Origin of the sequence: Streptomyces sp. NBC_00872 (genome assembly GCF_045161915.1) — a bacterium.
Taxonomy (GTDB): Bacteria; Actinomycetota; Actinomycetes; order Streptomycetales; family Streptomycetaceae; genus Streptomyces.
In genome coordinates this window covers 2,957,117-2,971,182 of the sequence record NZ_CP108806.1, presented here as the reverse complement: position 1 = coordinate 2,971,182, position 14,066 = coordinate 2,957,117, and the positions used below count along the sequence as shown (strand labels likewise).

Sequence of the window (14,066 nt, the reverse complement as noted above, 5' to 3'; positions counted from 1 at the left end):
GCCCGGCCCGGCGGGTGACGTACCCACCTCCGCTACCAGGTGGTGAGGTCCACCAGGCGGGAGCAGTGGGGGTCGTCGCCGGCCGCCGTCATACGTTCCTCCTCGGTGATCAAGGACGGCAGAGCCGCGAGCAGGGCGGTGATGGCGCCGGACGGGCGGACGTCGGCGGCGATCACGCCGGGGATGTCCTCGGTGTCGAGGTAGAGGCGCAGCAGGTCCTGCTGGAGGAAGAGGAAACCGCGCAGGCGCGGGTCCGGCTGCTCCTCGGTGAAGGGGCAGGCGACGCCGCGCAGGATGGTCAGGGCGTTGTCGTCAGAGGTGGCGGCGGTCTTGTCCACGGCCGCCGGATTCACGCGGACGAGGGTCATGCCCATCACGGTGCTGACGCTGTCGCCGGAATAGAGGCGGGTGCCGGTGTGCAGGGCGCGCAGCATGCCGGTGATGTCGCCCGCGGTGACGGGATCGTCGTCCGGGCGCAGGGGGAACTCGTACGCGGTCAGCCGGTCCGGGGTGTGGTCGGGGCCGGGGCCGGTGACGACCCGGACGGCCTCGGCGGGCGGCGGTACGGGAAGGACGCCCTGGATGTACAGGGTGCCGGTGAACGGCGCGTGGATGTGGTGGAGCAGCAGCCGGGTGATGTCCGCCTGCTGCTCCGCGGTCTCTTCATCCATGGATGTCACTCGTTGATCCAGTTGGGGCACTTGTTCGTGCCCTTGCAGTAGGCGGTGATGACGCCGATCTTCTGTCCGGCACCGGCGTCGTACCGTCCGTCGGATGTCCTGCGCGCGTACTGGGCGATGACGATGATCTTCACCTGGCGGCCGGAGCTGAGAGCGTAACCCCAGTATTCGAGCCGGGCGCCGTTCTTCTTGTCGACCTTGCCGGCGAGAGCCGCGTTGACGATCGCGCACTTTCTGATGTTGTGCTTGCCCGAGAAATGATTCCACCCGAGTTCATGATTGCCCACGCGGGTGGGGATGACCCTGCCCTCCGGGTCGGTCTGCTTGCACTTGCCGTTCTTGTTCCAGTACGGGGCCGCGTACGCGGGCGTGGCGGGGCCGGTGAGGAGAGCGGCCGCGGTGACGGTCGCCGCGGTGAGAGCCGTGATCATCTTCATGACCCCACAATGGCACCTGGCGCGACGGTGCGTAACGGTCTGTCACACCAAGTGATGAACGGGGAGGGTTCCGGCCCGCTGCCCCCGTCTCATGCGCGGCACGGGTCTCATGCGCGGCACGGAACGGGGCAGCGGGCCGGACCGTCCGTCACTCCTGGATGTGGATGGCGAGTGCGGGGCAGACGGCCGCGGCGTGGCGGGTGTCGGAGGCCTGTTCGGCCGGGGGGTTGGGGTTGAGGAGGACGGCGATGCCGTCCTCGTCGCGTTGGTCGAATACGTCCCCGGCGGCGACGACGCACTGTCCGGAGGCGACGCACTTGTCCTGGTCGAGGGTGACTTTCATGGGGTCTCCTTGGTGGTGCTGTTCCGCGTCGGGCTGTCGGTCTGTCGGTCTGTGGGGCATTCGGGGTGGTGCGGTGCCGGGGTGGTGCGGCGGGTCACCAGGTGACGGGGAGTTCGTAGACGCCGTAGACGGATCCGTCGTGTTTGAAGGGGATCTGGTCGAGGGTGGTGGCCAGTTGGAGGGTGGGGATGCGGCGGTAGAGGGTGCTGTAGACGATCTGGAGTTCGAGGCGGGCCAGGGGCTGGCCGAGACACTGGTGTACGCCGAAGCCGAAGGCGATGTGGTGGCGGGAGTCGCGTTCGATGTCGAGGCGGTCGGGTTCCGGGAAGGCGTCGGGGTCGCGGTTGGCGATGTCGTTGGCGATGATCAGGCCGTCGCCGGCGCGGATGCGCTCGCCGGCGATCTCGATGTCCTCAAGTGCCACCCGGCGTCGGCCGTTGTGGACGATGTTGAGGTAGCGCAGCAGCTCCTCGACCGCCGAGGTGACGAGCGCGGGGTCGTCGGTGTCGCGCAGGAGGGCGAGCTGGTCGGGGTGTTCGAGGAGGGCGAGTGTGCCGAGCGCGATCATGTTCGCGGTGGTCTCGTGTCCGGCGATCAGCAGCAGCACGCCCATCTGGGCCGCTTCCTGCCGGGTCAGCTGCCCCGCCCGCACCCGCTCGGCCAGACCGGACAGCAGATCGTCGGCGGGAGCGGCGAGCTTCTCGCCCATGAGTTCGTCGAGATAGGCGTTGAGCGCGCGCATGGCGGCGAGGCGTTGCTCGGGTTCGGCGTCGCGTTTGATGACGATCTTGCTGTTGTCCTGGAAGAAGTCGTGGTCGGTGTAGGGGACTCCGAGCAGTTCGCAGATCACCAGGGAGGGCACGGGCAGGGCGAACGCGTCGACCAGGTCGACCGGCTTCGGACCGGCCAGCATGCCGTCGATCAGCTCGTCGACGATCTTCTGGATGGCCGGCCCCATCGCCCGTACACGCTTGATCGCGAAGGGCGCCGTCACCATACGCCGCAGCCGCGCGTGCTCGGGATCGTCCTTCAGGATGAAGCTGAGGGACGTGCCGTCGGGGGAGACCGGTCCTTGGCTCGGGTAGCCGGGGCGGGTGATGTCGGAGCTGACCCTGGGGTCGGCGAGCAGTGCCCGCTGTTCGGCGTACCGGGTCACCAGCCACGGGGTGCTGCCGTCCCACAGACCGACCTTGGTGAGCGGGGCCTTCTTCTGCTGGGCCATCGCGGTCGGGGGCGGATCGAAGGGGCAGCCCGCCGCCCTGTTCATCGGGAACTCCGGCATCGCGGAGGGGCTTTCGCCGACGGGAAGATCGACCGTGTCGGTCATCGTGTGCTCCAAGGGGGTGTCCGCGACTTTCTCGCGGTCGGTGGGGGTTGGTTGTCATGGGCAACTGTGGGCCGTGTGGTCGCTCGGCCGTATGACAGTCGGCGCCCGTAGGTGTCTGTCAGCTCAGTGCGGGTGTGGACGCGGGTGCGGGTGCGGATGCTGACGGGGATGTGGGGTTGGGGTTGGGGTTGGTGAGTGTGTCGTTGAGGTGTTGGCGGTGCTGGCGGGTTTGTTTGGGCATGTTCCAGCCGAGCAGGCCGGTGGTGCGGCCGTTGTGGGTGTAGCGGGCGACGAAGCGTCCGGTGGTGGGGTCGCCGTCGATGACGGTCATGCGGGCGTGGGCGGGGAGTGTGCCGTGGACCTGGATCTTCGTGCCGAACTGGTCGGTCCAGAAGTAGGGCACCGGGGTGTAGGGCTGTGCGGCGCCGAGGATGTTCGCGGCGACGGCGGCGGCCTGTTCGGCCGCGTTCGTACGGTTCTCCAGCCGGACCAGTGTGCCGAGGCCCTGGTGGTGGAAGCGTGCGACGTCGCCGGCCCCGTACACGCCGTCGGCGGCGCGGCAGTACGCGTCGCAGACCAGTCCGTGCTCCAGTCGCAGGCCGCTGTCCTGAAGCCAGCCGGTCACGGGGTCGGCTCCGACGGCGACCACGACCAGGTCCGCCGGGATCCTCTCGCCGTTCTCCAGCACCACCCCGTCCACCCGGCCGCGGTCGCCGGTGAGCCCGCGCACGGCCTGGCCGGGCCGCAGCCGCACCCCCCGCTCCGTGTGGAGTGCCGACAGCAGCGCGGCGACGTCCTGGCCGAGCTGGGGTGTCATCAGGGCCTGTCCGGGTCCCACGAGCGTGATGTCCAGGCCCATGTCCCGGGCGGTGGCGGCGATCTCGGCGCCGAGGACCCCGTCGCCCACCACCACCGGGGACACCGATGCCAGCAGTCCGGCGCGCAGTGCCGCCGCGTCGTCGAGGGTGCGCAGCACATGGACGCCGGCCAGGCCCGTCTGTCCGGGGAGGGTGCGGGGGGCGGTTCCCGTCGCGACGACCACCGTCCCGGCCCGCAGGGTCCGGCCCGAGGCCGTGCGCACCGCCCGCCCCGGCACGTCCAGGGCGACCGCCGGATCACCCAGCACGAACTCCGCGTCCAGCGCCTCCAGCGCCTCCGCCGTCCGCAGCCGCGCCCGCTCCGGCTCCCAGGCACCCGACAGCACCTGCTTCGACAACGGCGGCCGGTCGTAGGGCGGATGAGACTCCGCACCCACCACCGTCACCACCCCCGCGAAACCGAACCGCCGCAACGCCTCCACCGTCGCCAGACCCGCCGCGGACGCCCCCACCACCAGCACACCACCCGGCACACTCACAGACCCTCACCCAGCCCGATCGCCCCGTCCACCGTTACCTTCATCGTCAGCACTCCTCCGCGCGGTTCGGCAAAGAACATGGGGGTCGCGCCCTCATCAGGGGTGTGAGGGACCTCAGTGGTGCCAGGGGTGTCAGTGGTGTCAGGTGTGTGAGACGGGTGCCAGCCACAGCCCCACCAGCGCGTCGATCAGACCCGTCGCCGCGCCGCGCCAGCTCGGCCTCGGGGTGGCGGCGCCCAGCGCGAGCGCGCGCTCCCGCTCCGCGCACATGTGCACCATCAGCTGACGCGCCATGTCACCGCGCTCGGCCCGTACCTCGCCCGGCAGATGCGGAAGGCACCGGTCGAGTTCCTCGATGACATGGAGCAGCGAGGACGCGCCGAGTGCCTCCTGGATCATGATCTCGCGCAGGGCGGGATCGGTCATCACCTGTGCGCCGAAACGCGCGTACCAGGTAGGGCTGCCCAGAGCGGCCAGATGCTCCGTCACCGGCCGCACCAGACACGCCACCCAGTCCCGCACATCCCTGGAACCGGCGACCTCGTTCACCATCCCCAGCCGCAACCGCTCTATCGGCTCCGAATGCCTCCGCGCGATCGCCCGCACGAGATCCGTCTTCGTACCGAAGTGATACCCCACCGCCGCGTTGTTCCCCTGCCCCGCGGCTTCACTCACTTGACGGTTGGAAACAGCGAACACCCCGTGCTCCGCGAACAGCCGCTCCGCCGTCACAAGGATCAGCTCACGCGTCGCATCGCCCCGCTCCGCCCGTACGGCCTTGCCCGTCACCGCCGTCACCGCCGTCACCGCCTGTGCCCCTCGCCCGAAGGAGGGAGCGGATGGCTGAGCACCTGATCACTCTCGTCGTGACCCATCGCGCATCCTCCTGGAGGTCGGCCTTGAGCACGTGATCAGTTAACTGTCCTTGCTGGAGTAAAGCAAGCGACTGACTTAATTCCGACGTATGCCAACCCGTTCGGATCCGCCCGCACCCACGTGCTCCCACGCGTGCCCGCCCCGACGCTCCGGCGGCTCGGCGATATGTACGGAAAACGGCGCATGCTTCTGGCCAGCAGAGGCCAGCAGAGGCCAGCAGAGGCCAGCAGAGGCCAGCAGGGGCCAGGGGGCCGGCGGCCCGGCGGGACCTTGTGGTCCGCCGGGCCGCCGGACGGCCGCCGGTGTCAGGGCGCGGTCGGGGGGTGGGTGACCGGTTCGGTGATGAAACGGACCGAGGCGTCCAGCGCGCGGACCAGTTTCTGGGCCTCGGCCGGGGTGTCGGCGCCCACGGCTATCAGGGCCACACGGTTCTCGACCGAGCGGTGGGGTTCGATGATGTCGCCGGGGGCGACGGCCAGTTCGGCGTGGAGCAGGGCGGGGTGGGCCAGGACCTCCTCCCAGCCCTCGATCGCCACCAGGCGCCCGGGTGGCGGTGTCGGGAAGCGGATGGCCGAGCCGCGCACCGGCTTGAGCGCCTCCTTGTCGATCGGGCGGCCGAGCACATCGTCGAAGACGAGGCCGAACCATTCGAGACCCGGGATGACATGGGCCAGCATCCGGTGGATCCAGCCGCCGGCGTTGCGCACATGGAACTCGCCCAGGACGACCCCGCGCTCCGTGAGCCACAGCTCCGCGTGGAACTGCCCGTACCGCAGCTCCAGTTCGGCGAAGGCCGCGACCACCTGCTTCTCGATGTCGAGACGGGCCGCCTCCGGCAGCAGCGCCGGGATCACATACTCCGTCTCGAAGAAGTTGGGCGGCGGGAGGAGTTCCTTGGAGGTGATGGCGAGGACATGCGGGACGCCGTCGATGAAGACCCCCTCCGCGCTGTACTCGGGTCCCTCGATGAACTCCTCGACGATGAAGGCGCCTTCGCCGGGCAGGAACGCCAGCGCGTCGTCCAGCTCGGCGCGGCTGTCGATCCTGGTGACGCCTTCACTGCCCATGGCGTCGCGCGGCTTGACCACCCAGGGGCCGGTCGAACCCGCCAGGAACTCCACGGCCGCCGCGGGGTCTTCGCACACCCGGAAGGCCGGCTGGAGGAAGCCCGCCGCGGCGAGCGCCGCACGCGCCTCGTCCTTGGTGCGCACCCGGTGCACCGCGTGCGGGGGATTGCCGGGGCGGCCGAGCGCGTCGGCGACCTCGGCCACGGCCTCCTGGGCCATCTCCCGTACACCGAAGACGATGTCGAACTTGGCTCCGGCCGCGGCCTGTTCGCGCGCCCACGCGGCGCTCTCCCCAGGGCGTTCGAAGTCGACCACCGACACCGCGTCGGCCAGCGCGCCGACCGTGGGGGTGGCGGCGAGCGTCGCCTCCTGGTTGGTCACATGGATACGCAGACCACGTGCGCGTGCCTGTCTCATCGCGGTCTCGACGACATCGACGGCGAGGGTCGCGTTCCCCGCGCCGCCGACGAAGAGCAGGCAGGGGTCGGTCGGGTCGGTCATGCGGGCTCCTTCAAGGTGAGGGACGGCCAAGGCCCTGTCCGGTCGATTCAGGACCTACGAGCGCTCGTCGGCCGGGGTGAGCAGCAGCTTTCCCTCCGTGGCGCGGCTCTCCAGCAGCCGGTGCGCCCCGGCCGCCTCCTGGAGCGGCAGTACGTCATGGAGCAGCGGCCGGATCACCCCCGCGGCCAGATACCCGAACACGGCTTCGCCCGCGGCCCGCAGGGTCTCGGCGTCGTACACGTAGTCCTTCATCGTCGGCCGCGTCAGGAACAGCGAACCGGCCCCGCGCAGCAGCTCGACGTCCAGCGGCGGCACCTGGCCGCCGGAGAGTCCGCAGATGACGAGTGTGCCCCGGCGGCGCAGGGCGCGCAGACTGGAGAGATACGTCGGGGCGCCCACCGAGTCGTAGACGGCATGGGCGCCCCGGCCGTCGGTGAGGGACCGTACCGTCCCGTCGAACTCCTCGTACCCGATGGCGTGTTCGGCCCCCGCGTCGAGTGCGGTCTTCCGCTTCTCCGGGGTCGACGCCACGGCGATCACCCGCGCCCCGCGGTGCGCCGCGAGCTGCACCAGGAAGCGGCCCAGTCCTCCGGCGGCGGCGAGGACCACGACGGTCTCGCCCTCGGCGACCGGATGCGTCTCATGGGTGAGGTAGTGGGCGGCGATCCCCTGGAGTGCGACGGCGGCGGCCTCCTTGAGGTCGACACCGTCCGGCACGGGGATCAGCTTGGCCTCGGGGACCACCGTGAAGTCGGCGTACGCGCCGAGCTGACCCGTGTACGCGACCCGGGCCCCCGCCGTCAGTCCCGTCACGCCCTCGCCGACGGCCTCCACCACACCGGCGCCTTCCTGCCCCGGGGTGAACGGGGCCTGGGCGGCGTAGGTCCCGTCGCGGTAGTAGACATCGATGAAGTTGACGCCGACGGCGGCGTTGCGCACCAGGACCTCACCGGGTCCCGGGGCCGGCCGGCCGATCCGCTCCGGGCGGAGCTCCTCCGGCCCGCCGGGCCGGGTCACACGGATGGCGTGCATGGACGGACTGGACGGGGCGGACGGGCTGGACTCGATGGACGGCATGTTCCGACTCCTGGGGCGTGCGCGCCCTGCCGGGCTCCGGGCAGGACGGGGGTACTGGTCACGGGTGTGCGGGTCACGGGGTACGGGGCGTACCGGTCATGACCGTGCGACGGGGCTCTCGCCGAAGACGTTCAGGAAGTAATTGATGTCGGTGGTCAGTCCCTTCACCATGTCACCGATCTTCGCGTCGTCACCGGCCGCGGCGAGGCCGCGTTCGTTGCGGCGCCGCGTGCGGTCGGAGAACGGGAGGGAACCTGAGGCGAAGTAGCGTATCGCCCCGTCGGGCGCGCGCCGCGGAATGATCTCGGAGAGCGCGTAACGGCTGGCGCTGAACGGGATGTCGAGCCGCCCGGCCGCGAACGCGGCGGCGATCTCCTTGTGCAGGTCGGCGGCGGCCAGGACCGGTTCCACGATCTCGGCCACCTCCGCGAGGATCCACTCCAGCTCCTCGTCGATACGGGCCTCGTCGAGGGCGATGAAGCCGAGCAGCGGGGAGTTGGCGCGCGAGGCCAGCAGCAGTCCGTCGATATTGGCGCGGGTGTCCGGGATCCCGTACGCCTCCAGATAGGTCTTGGTGATCAGCTTGGTGGCACCGCCGAGCCGCGCGACCAGCGCGCCGTACAGGATCAGGTCCTCGGCGTTGCCGCGCTCCCGGGGGAAGACCCCCATGAACTCGTGCAGTACGGGGTGGACTTCGACGGCCTCGGGCAGATAGCGGGCCCCGAGTAAGGGAATCGCCCGTAAGGCCGCCACGTCCTGCTCGAAGTGGCCGCCCTGCGGATAGGCCACCGAGATGCAGCGCACTCCCTGGCGCGCCGCCGCGACCGCCTCCAGCACGCTGATGGCGAGACTGATGGACGGGGGTACGAGCACCGCCGTCAGTGTGCCGAACAGCTCACGGTCGATGACCAGGCCGCGTTCCGCGAGATCCCCGCAGAGCGCGTCGACCTCCTGCCAGGCGTCGAGCGACTCGCTGAGCGGAACCGCCTTGGAGTAGGGGAGGTTGTACGAGATCCCCCCGCCCTCGAACGAGGTGATCCCCGAGGCGATGGCGGTCCGGAACAGGAGCCGGGCGTCGGGGGAGCCGTGCCGTATCTCCAGGGGCGCCGACACGGCCTCGTTGAGCTGCCGGCCCCGCTGCCATCCGTGCGAGACCAGGGGGTATCCGTTCAGGTCCGCGGGATTCCTGATCAGGGCGGCCCTCGCCTGGTCGAACCGTTTGAGCCGGGTGTGCGAGTCGATGGTCAGGCTCAGGACATCGGGTCCCGCGTGCCGCTCCAGGTCCTGGAGCAGGGTCGTCATCTGCGCGTGCGATCCGACCCCGCAGCGCGGTTGCAGCGCGACCCGCCCGTCGGCGCGGGCCGCGCGCAGCACCTCCGCGGCGGTGAGCTTGCCCAGTCCGCCCGCGTACAGGACGGATTCGGCGAGCGAGGGCAGCTCGGGTGGCTCCGACGGCCCGGCGGGGAGGGGATCGTTCATGAGACGGCGGTGGGAGCCATCGCGGAACCGGCGTCTCTGCGCTCCCGCAGCTCGTCCAGGACGGCCGGCAGCCGCTCCGGGTCGGACACGATGGCATCGACTCCCAGGGCGTACAGCCGGTCGACGGCGTCGGCCTCCTTGTGGCTGCCCACGGAGAGATTCCCGCCGAGGACGACGGGGCAGGAGAGCAGCCCCCGGGCGCGGGCCGCGGGCAGATCCTGGAGATCCTCGTAGGCATGGCCGTTGAGACTGCCGATGAGGACGGCCTCGGCCCAGGGGTACTCGCGGTGGGCGTCGGCGAACTCGTCGACCGTGGTGCAGGTGCCGAGGTTGACGACATGGAAGCCCTGGGCGCGCAGGCCGTGGGCGATGAGGTGGTTGGCCACGACATGGCTGTCGCTCGCGGCCACACCGAGTATGACGGTGCGGGTTACGTTCTCGTGGCGCATGGAGGACCCCCGGGGAGACAGTGAGAAGTGTGGAGTGACCCTGTGCGGATGGCGCTGGCGCGTCGGAGCGGCCCGGAACCGGTCCGGTCCCGGACCGCCGTCAATCGTCGAACGCGGCGAAGAGTTCCCGTTTGCTGACTTCACGCAGGCGATCGATACTGAATTCCTCCGGGTCGGCGACGGACAGCGAATCGAAGACGAGATTGATCGCCGCCACCAGACCCCAGGCATGTTTGTAGGCGGGCCAGCCCGGACTTCCGGCGGCGTCGTCCGCCTCGCGCTCGAAGATGTAGTTCGCCCACCGCGGGGTGGACGGATACCGGTGGTGGAAGTCATGGACGACCGTATCGCCGGTGAGCACGAGATAGCGCGACGGAGCGTGTACGAAGAGCATGCGCGCGGTCCAGGCGGTCCAGGCGGCCGTGCGTCGGACGAACGGCAGACCGGGTGACGGCGCCGCCTCACCGATGAATATGGCATTGGTCAGGCTGCCGAAGTATTCCTTGCCGCGCCGCACTTCGAGTCCCGGAGCGGGAAAGGTGTGCTTTACACAGAGCCGCAGGGTATTGCTCAGCTGGAACAGCACGACCAGCGGGAGCAGCCACGCGACGAGCAGGAAGTGCCAGGTTCCGGTCCAGACGGTGACGGCGGTCGCCGTCCCGTACAGGGCGACCGAGGTGACCTTCTCGCTGACGGCGGAGGCGTGCCAGAAGGAACGGGCCCGCGCCACCGCGAAGTTGAGATGGAACCAGGGCGAGAACAGCTTGCCGAGCACGCGGTGCCACATCTGCCGGCGTGTCATCCCGGGGCGCAGACCCAGGCTGACCAGGAACGCCTGCACGGTGGGGTCGCGCAGCGTCATATGGTGCGCGGCGTGGTGGTCGCTGACGTGCTCGCGCCGGTAGCGGGCGAAGTTCTGGATGATGAGCAGGCTTGAGGTGGCACGCCCGATGACCGCGTCCAGCGTCTGTCTCCGGTACATGTTCCGGTGCGCGCACTGGTGATAGATCATCATGCGCAGATTCCGCATACCGTGCAGGGTCACGGCCCAGCCCGGCAGCAGTAGCAGGAGCCAGGCCCCCGATAAGGAGAGGCCGACGCAACTGACGACAAGCCCCGCGGCCATCGAGAAGACGGCGGAGACAAGATGGAAACCGGGCGTCCACCAGGACAGGGCCGACTGCCCCGCCAATGGTTTTCCGGTGAATACGGTGAGCGGGTACTGAGTGAACCGAGGCAGTGCGCGCATGGTTTCGCGAGGATCCGAGTAATCCGGGAAGCTTTCGCTTCGCAAGCCACTCTCCATGGCAGCCATCGCACTCCTAAAGGTCAGGGATCAAAAGGCGTCCGATGTCGTCCGGTTGGTCGCCGGGATATCGGCACACGTAAGGTCTGTGACAGGGTGCAGTGGTGATCCTTGCAGTGCTTGGTGCGGAGGTCAACCTTTTTGAATACGGACGGTCGGCCGGTGCGGGGCATTTATCAAATTCGCATGAATTGATGCCCGACGCTATTTGGGTTCGGGACGGGACTCGGCCGCGGGGGCGGGCGACTCGTCGGCCACCGCTTCCTGGGTCTTCTGTTCGGGCAGTTCGCGCCGGGTGCGGACGGGCGAGAGGAACACGGGCAGGAAGGCGGTCGCCAGGAAGACGCCGCCCACCCACAGCGTGGTGTGAACGGTCGTCAGTTCCCCGATCACCCCGGAGACCGCCGCGCCGACGGCGAGCGCGCCGGTGAGCAGGAAGCGGAAGGTGGCGTTCATCCGGCCGAGGAGTGAGTGCGCGGTCATCCGCTGGCGCAGGCTGACGCCGAGGACGTTGTCCATGCCCACCTTGAACATGGCCAGCAGCCAGCCGGTCCCGGCCAGGACGAGCCAGGGGCCGCGGTCGACGAGCGGCACCAGCAGTCCGGCGGGCGCCAGACACAGTCCGGCGATACCGAGGGTGCGGCCGTATCCGAGCCGGGCGGCGATGGGCCGGGCGCAGCGGGCGCCGAGCAGCAGGCCCGCTCCGCCCACGGCCCAGAACAGGCCCAGCGCGCCTCCGGAGTAGCCGAGTTCCCTGACGAAGACGACGGGCAGCATGGTGTTGACGATCTGGGAGCCGAAGTTGCCGAGGGCCGCGGTGAGCGCGAGGGCCCGCAGTTCGCTGTTGCCGAAGACATGCCGTACGCCCTCGGCGATCTGCGCCCTGAGCCGGGAGGCCTGGCCGGGTCCCGGCGGGGGCGGCGCCGGGGTCCTGCGGATACCGGTGAGCCTGAGGGCGGAGCCGAGGTAGGACACGGCGGTGAAGAGCACGGCCACCGGCGCGGTGAGCAGGGTGACGAGACCGCCGCCCGCGCTGCGGCCGGCGACATTGCCCGCGGCGATGAGCGTGTTGATGTCGGCGTTCGCCTGGACCAGGCCCTCACGTCCGACGAGCTGGGGAAGGACGCTCTGCGCGCCGACGTCGGAGAAGACGGTGGCGCAGCCGTTGAGCAGGACGACCAGATAGAGATGGCCGAGGGTGAGACTGTCGAGCCACCAGGCCACCGGAACGGTCGCGAAGAGCAGGGCCCTGGTCAGATCCGCCACGATCAGTACCCGCCGATGGCGCATCCGGTCCACCCACGCTCCGGCCGGCAGACCGATGAGCAGGAAGGCGACGGTGCTCAGCGCGGCCAGCGCCCCGACCTGGCCGGGACTCGCGTCGAGCGCGGAGACGGCGATGAGGGGCACGGCCACATAGCTGACATTGGTGCCGAGCTGGCTGAGGGCCGCCGCGGTGAACAGCGCGCGGAAGTCGGGGATCCGCCATGGGGAGTTGGGTTGCATGGTCCGTTCATCCGGTGGGTGATCCGAAGCGCCGCCGTTGTGCGGCCACGGCTCCGTCGAGGGGAGGTACGGGGGTGGCGGGGGCGGTGGGTCACCCCCGAGTCGTACCGATCGTGTTGGCCTGATCACATGGGTCGACCGGGCGGTCGATCAGACGGGCCGATCACGCGGAACGGATGTCCGCGCGGGCCGGGAAACGCCTGTCGGCACAGGGGACCGGGACGGCCGGAAATCGTTCGCCGATCGATGGAACGTGGTCCGACATCGCGGCCGGAAATCCGCGCGGACCTGGCCTTCGGCATGGAGCGGGGGCCGCGCGGCCGACGTGACCCCGTGGCTGGAATTCGCTGTCGGAATATCGGCGTCGAAGCCGAGGGGAACGGATGTTCCGCAACTCTCCTGCGATAAGTTTTCACCCGATAAAAACAAGCCAACCCCCGCCTCGTCGAGCACCTTGAAATCAGTCCGAGATGTCCGTTATTGCCTAGGTGCCTGCGCCTTTGCCTTGGCTTGAGAAAGGCCGCAATGGCCAGTTCTTGGCCTCGACTTTAAGGTCGGCGCCAGTGCGGATCAACGATATCCAAGCCGAGAGCGAAGTGACGTACGTCACATGGCATATCTCGGGTGCGATTGCGACGCTCACATGAACGGGCGTCCGAAACTCGTTGACAGCGACTGTGAGTTGCGTGATCGTCTATCCGGAGCCAAGGGCACTTGGCCCGCACCGGCATGCGCCGCTCCGTAAAAGGAACGGAATACTCCGCTCCTGTCAGGGGTGCTGGAAAAAAGGTCGGGCGTATGGAAAACAAGTCCCGTGCACGCGGTATGGCGATCCACTGAGTTTCCCTCGCCGGGGCTCCGTTCGCGCGGAGTCATCACATCCAGAGAAGCCAGGTGAATAGCAACGATGAACGCACGTACGGCGCTTTTGATCGGTGCCGCGGGTGGAATCCTCAAGGAGGTGGCCCGAGGGCTCGCCGAGGAAGGCCACTCGCTCGTACTCTTCGACAGGAACGAGGAAGCGGTACGGCGCCTCGGGGACGAGCTCTCCCGGCGGACCAAGGTGGATGTGGTCGTCGGGGACATCACCGAGATCGACGCGGCGGAGCGGCAGCTCACCGAGATCGTCGAGCGGCACGCGCCGTCGATCCTTGTCAACGGGGTGGGCGGGGACACCCGGGTCATCGGCTACGCGGACCTGACCAGGGACCACTTCGACCAGACGTATCTGGAGAACGTGGTCAGCACGTTCATCGCCGTCAAGGTGTGTGCCCCCCGGATGGCCCATGACGGCTACGGACGCATCGTCAACTTCGCCTCGGCCGGCGGGCGGACGTACAGCCATTTCAACAACGCCGCCTATGTCGGTGCCAAGGCGGCGGTCATCGGCATGACCAAGCAAATGGCGTACGAACTGGCCTCGACCGGTGTCGTGGTCAATGTCGTCGCGCACGGGCCCATCGCGACCGAGCGTGTGGCCGGCGCCTGGGAGCGCCGTGACGAGGAATCCAGGAACGCGGTTCTCTCCAAGCTGCCCATGCGGCGCATGGGGACGGTCGCCGAGGCCGTGGGCAGTGTGCTGCATCTCTGCTCGGAAAGCGCCGGATATTCCACCGGATCCGTGATCGACATCAACGGCGGCCTCTACATGTGACCTCTGT

Annotated in this window: 13 protein-coding genes; 1 reads left to right on the top strand and 12 read right to left on the bottom strand. The window is 69.2% G+C overall.

Annotation, left to right across the window (positions count from 1 at the left end; translation table 11 throughout):
• Nucleotides 1-32: 32 nt before the first annotated feature.
• The 12 genes from OG214_RS12600 to OG214_RS12545 all read right to left on the bottom strand — a co-directional run bounded on the left by OG214_RS12600 (nt 33) and on the right by OG214_RS12545 (nt 12,405).
• Nucleotides 33-671 (bottom strand): hypothetical protein, encoded by a 639-nt coding sequence (locus OG214_RS12600; protein WP_405984774.1) that lies wholly within the window; start codon nt 669-671, stop codon nt 33-35.
• A 5-nt stretch (nt 672-676) separates the two neighbouring features.
• Nucleotides 677-1,117: a hypothetical protein gene (locus tag OG214_RS12595; protein ID WP_405984773.1), complete on the bottom strand. Its 441-nt coding sequence runs from the start codon at nt 1,115-1,117 to the stop codon at nt 677-679.
• A 148-nt stretch (nt 1,118-1,265) separates the two neighbouring features.
• Nucleotides 1,266-1,460, bottom strand: a complete 195-nt coding sequence (locus tag OG214_RS12590; RefSeq protein WP_363082638.1) for a ferredoxin — start codon at nt 1,458-1,460, stop codon at nt 1,266-1,268.
• Between the two features lie 94 nt (nt 1,461-1,554).
• Nucleotides 1,555-2,787 (bottom strand): cytochrome P450, encoded by a 1,233-nt coding sequence (locus OG214_RS12585; RefSeq protein ID WP_405984772.1) that lies wholly within the window; start codon nt 2,785-2,787, stop codon nt 1,555-1,557.
• A gap of 118 nt (nt 2,788-2,905) precedes the next feature.
• Nucleotides 2,906-4,144: an NAD(P)/FAD-dependent oxidoreductase gene (locus OG214_RS12580; RefSeq protein ID WP_405984771.1), complete on the bottom strand. Its 1,239-nt coding sequence runs from the start codon at nt 4,142-4,144 to the stop codon at nt 2,906-2,908.
• Nucleotides 4,145-4,285: 141 nt separating this feature from the next.
• A complete protein-coding gene (locus OG214_RS12575) occupies nt 4,286-4,942 on the bottom strand; it encodes a TetR/AcrR family transcriptional regulator (RefSeq protein ID WP_405987487.1) in 657 nt (218 codons plus the stop codon).
• Between the two features lie 383 nt (nt 4,943-5,325).
• Nucleotides 5,326-6,588, bottom strand: a complete 1,263-nt coding sequence (locus OG214_RS12570; RefSeq protein ID WP_405984770.1) for an ATP-grasp domain-containing protein — start codon at nt 6,586-6,588, stop codon at nt 5,326-5,328.
• A gap of 54 nt (nt 6,589-6,642) precedes the next feature.
• Nucleotides 6,643-7,665, bottom strand: coding sequence for a quinone oxidoreductase family protein (locus OG214_RS12565; RefSeq protein WP_405984769.1), 1,023 nt, complete (start codon nt 7,663-7,665; stop codon nt 6,643-6,645).
• A gap of 96 nt (nt 7,666-7,761) precedes the next feature.
• Nucleotides 7,762-9,144: a methylaspartate mutase gene (locus OG214_RS12560; RefSeq protein ID WP_382857976.1), complete on the bottom strand. Its 1,383-nt coding sequence runs from the start codon at nt 9,142-9,144 to the stop codon at nt 7,762-7,764.
• Nucleotides 9,141-9,593, bottom strand: coding sequence for a cobalamin-dependent protein (locus tag OG214_RS12555; protein WP_363081175.1), 453 nt, complete (start codon nt 9,591-9,593; stop codon nt 9,141-9,143). Before OG214_RS12555 ends, OG214_RS12560 begins: the two co-directional genes overlap by 4 nt.
• Nucleotides 9,594-9,693: 100 nt before the next feature.
• Nucleotides 9,694-10,842 carry a fatty acid desaturase gene (locus OG214_RS12550; protein WP_363081174.1) on the bottom strand — a complete coding sequence of 383 codons (1,149 nt, stop codon included), beginning with the start codon at nt 10,840-10,842 and terminating at the stop codon, nt 9,694-9,696.
• A gap of 261 nt (nt 10,843-11,103) precedes the next feature.
• Nucleotides 11,104-12,405, bottom strand: coding sequence for an MFS transporter (locus OG214_RS12545; RefSeq protein ID WP_405984768.1), 1,302 nt, complete (start codon nt 12,403-12,405; stop codon nt 11,104-11,106).
• 907 nt (nt 12,406-13,312) lie between these two features.
• On the opposite strand from OG214_RS12545, the gene OG214_RS12540 reads away from it, so the two are divergent.
• Entirely contained in the window at nt 13,313-14,059 is a 747-nt protein-coding gene (locus tag OG214_RS12540; RefSeq protein WP_363081172.1) for an SDR family NAD(P)-dependent oxidoreductase, read from the top strand.
• Nucleotides 14,060-14,066: the final 7 nt, after the last annotated feature.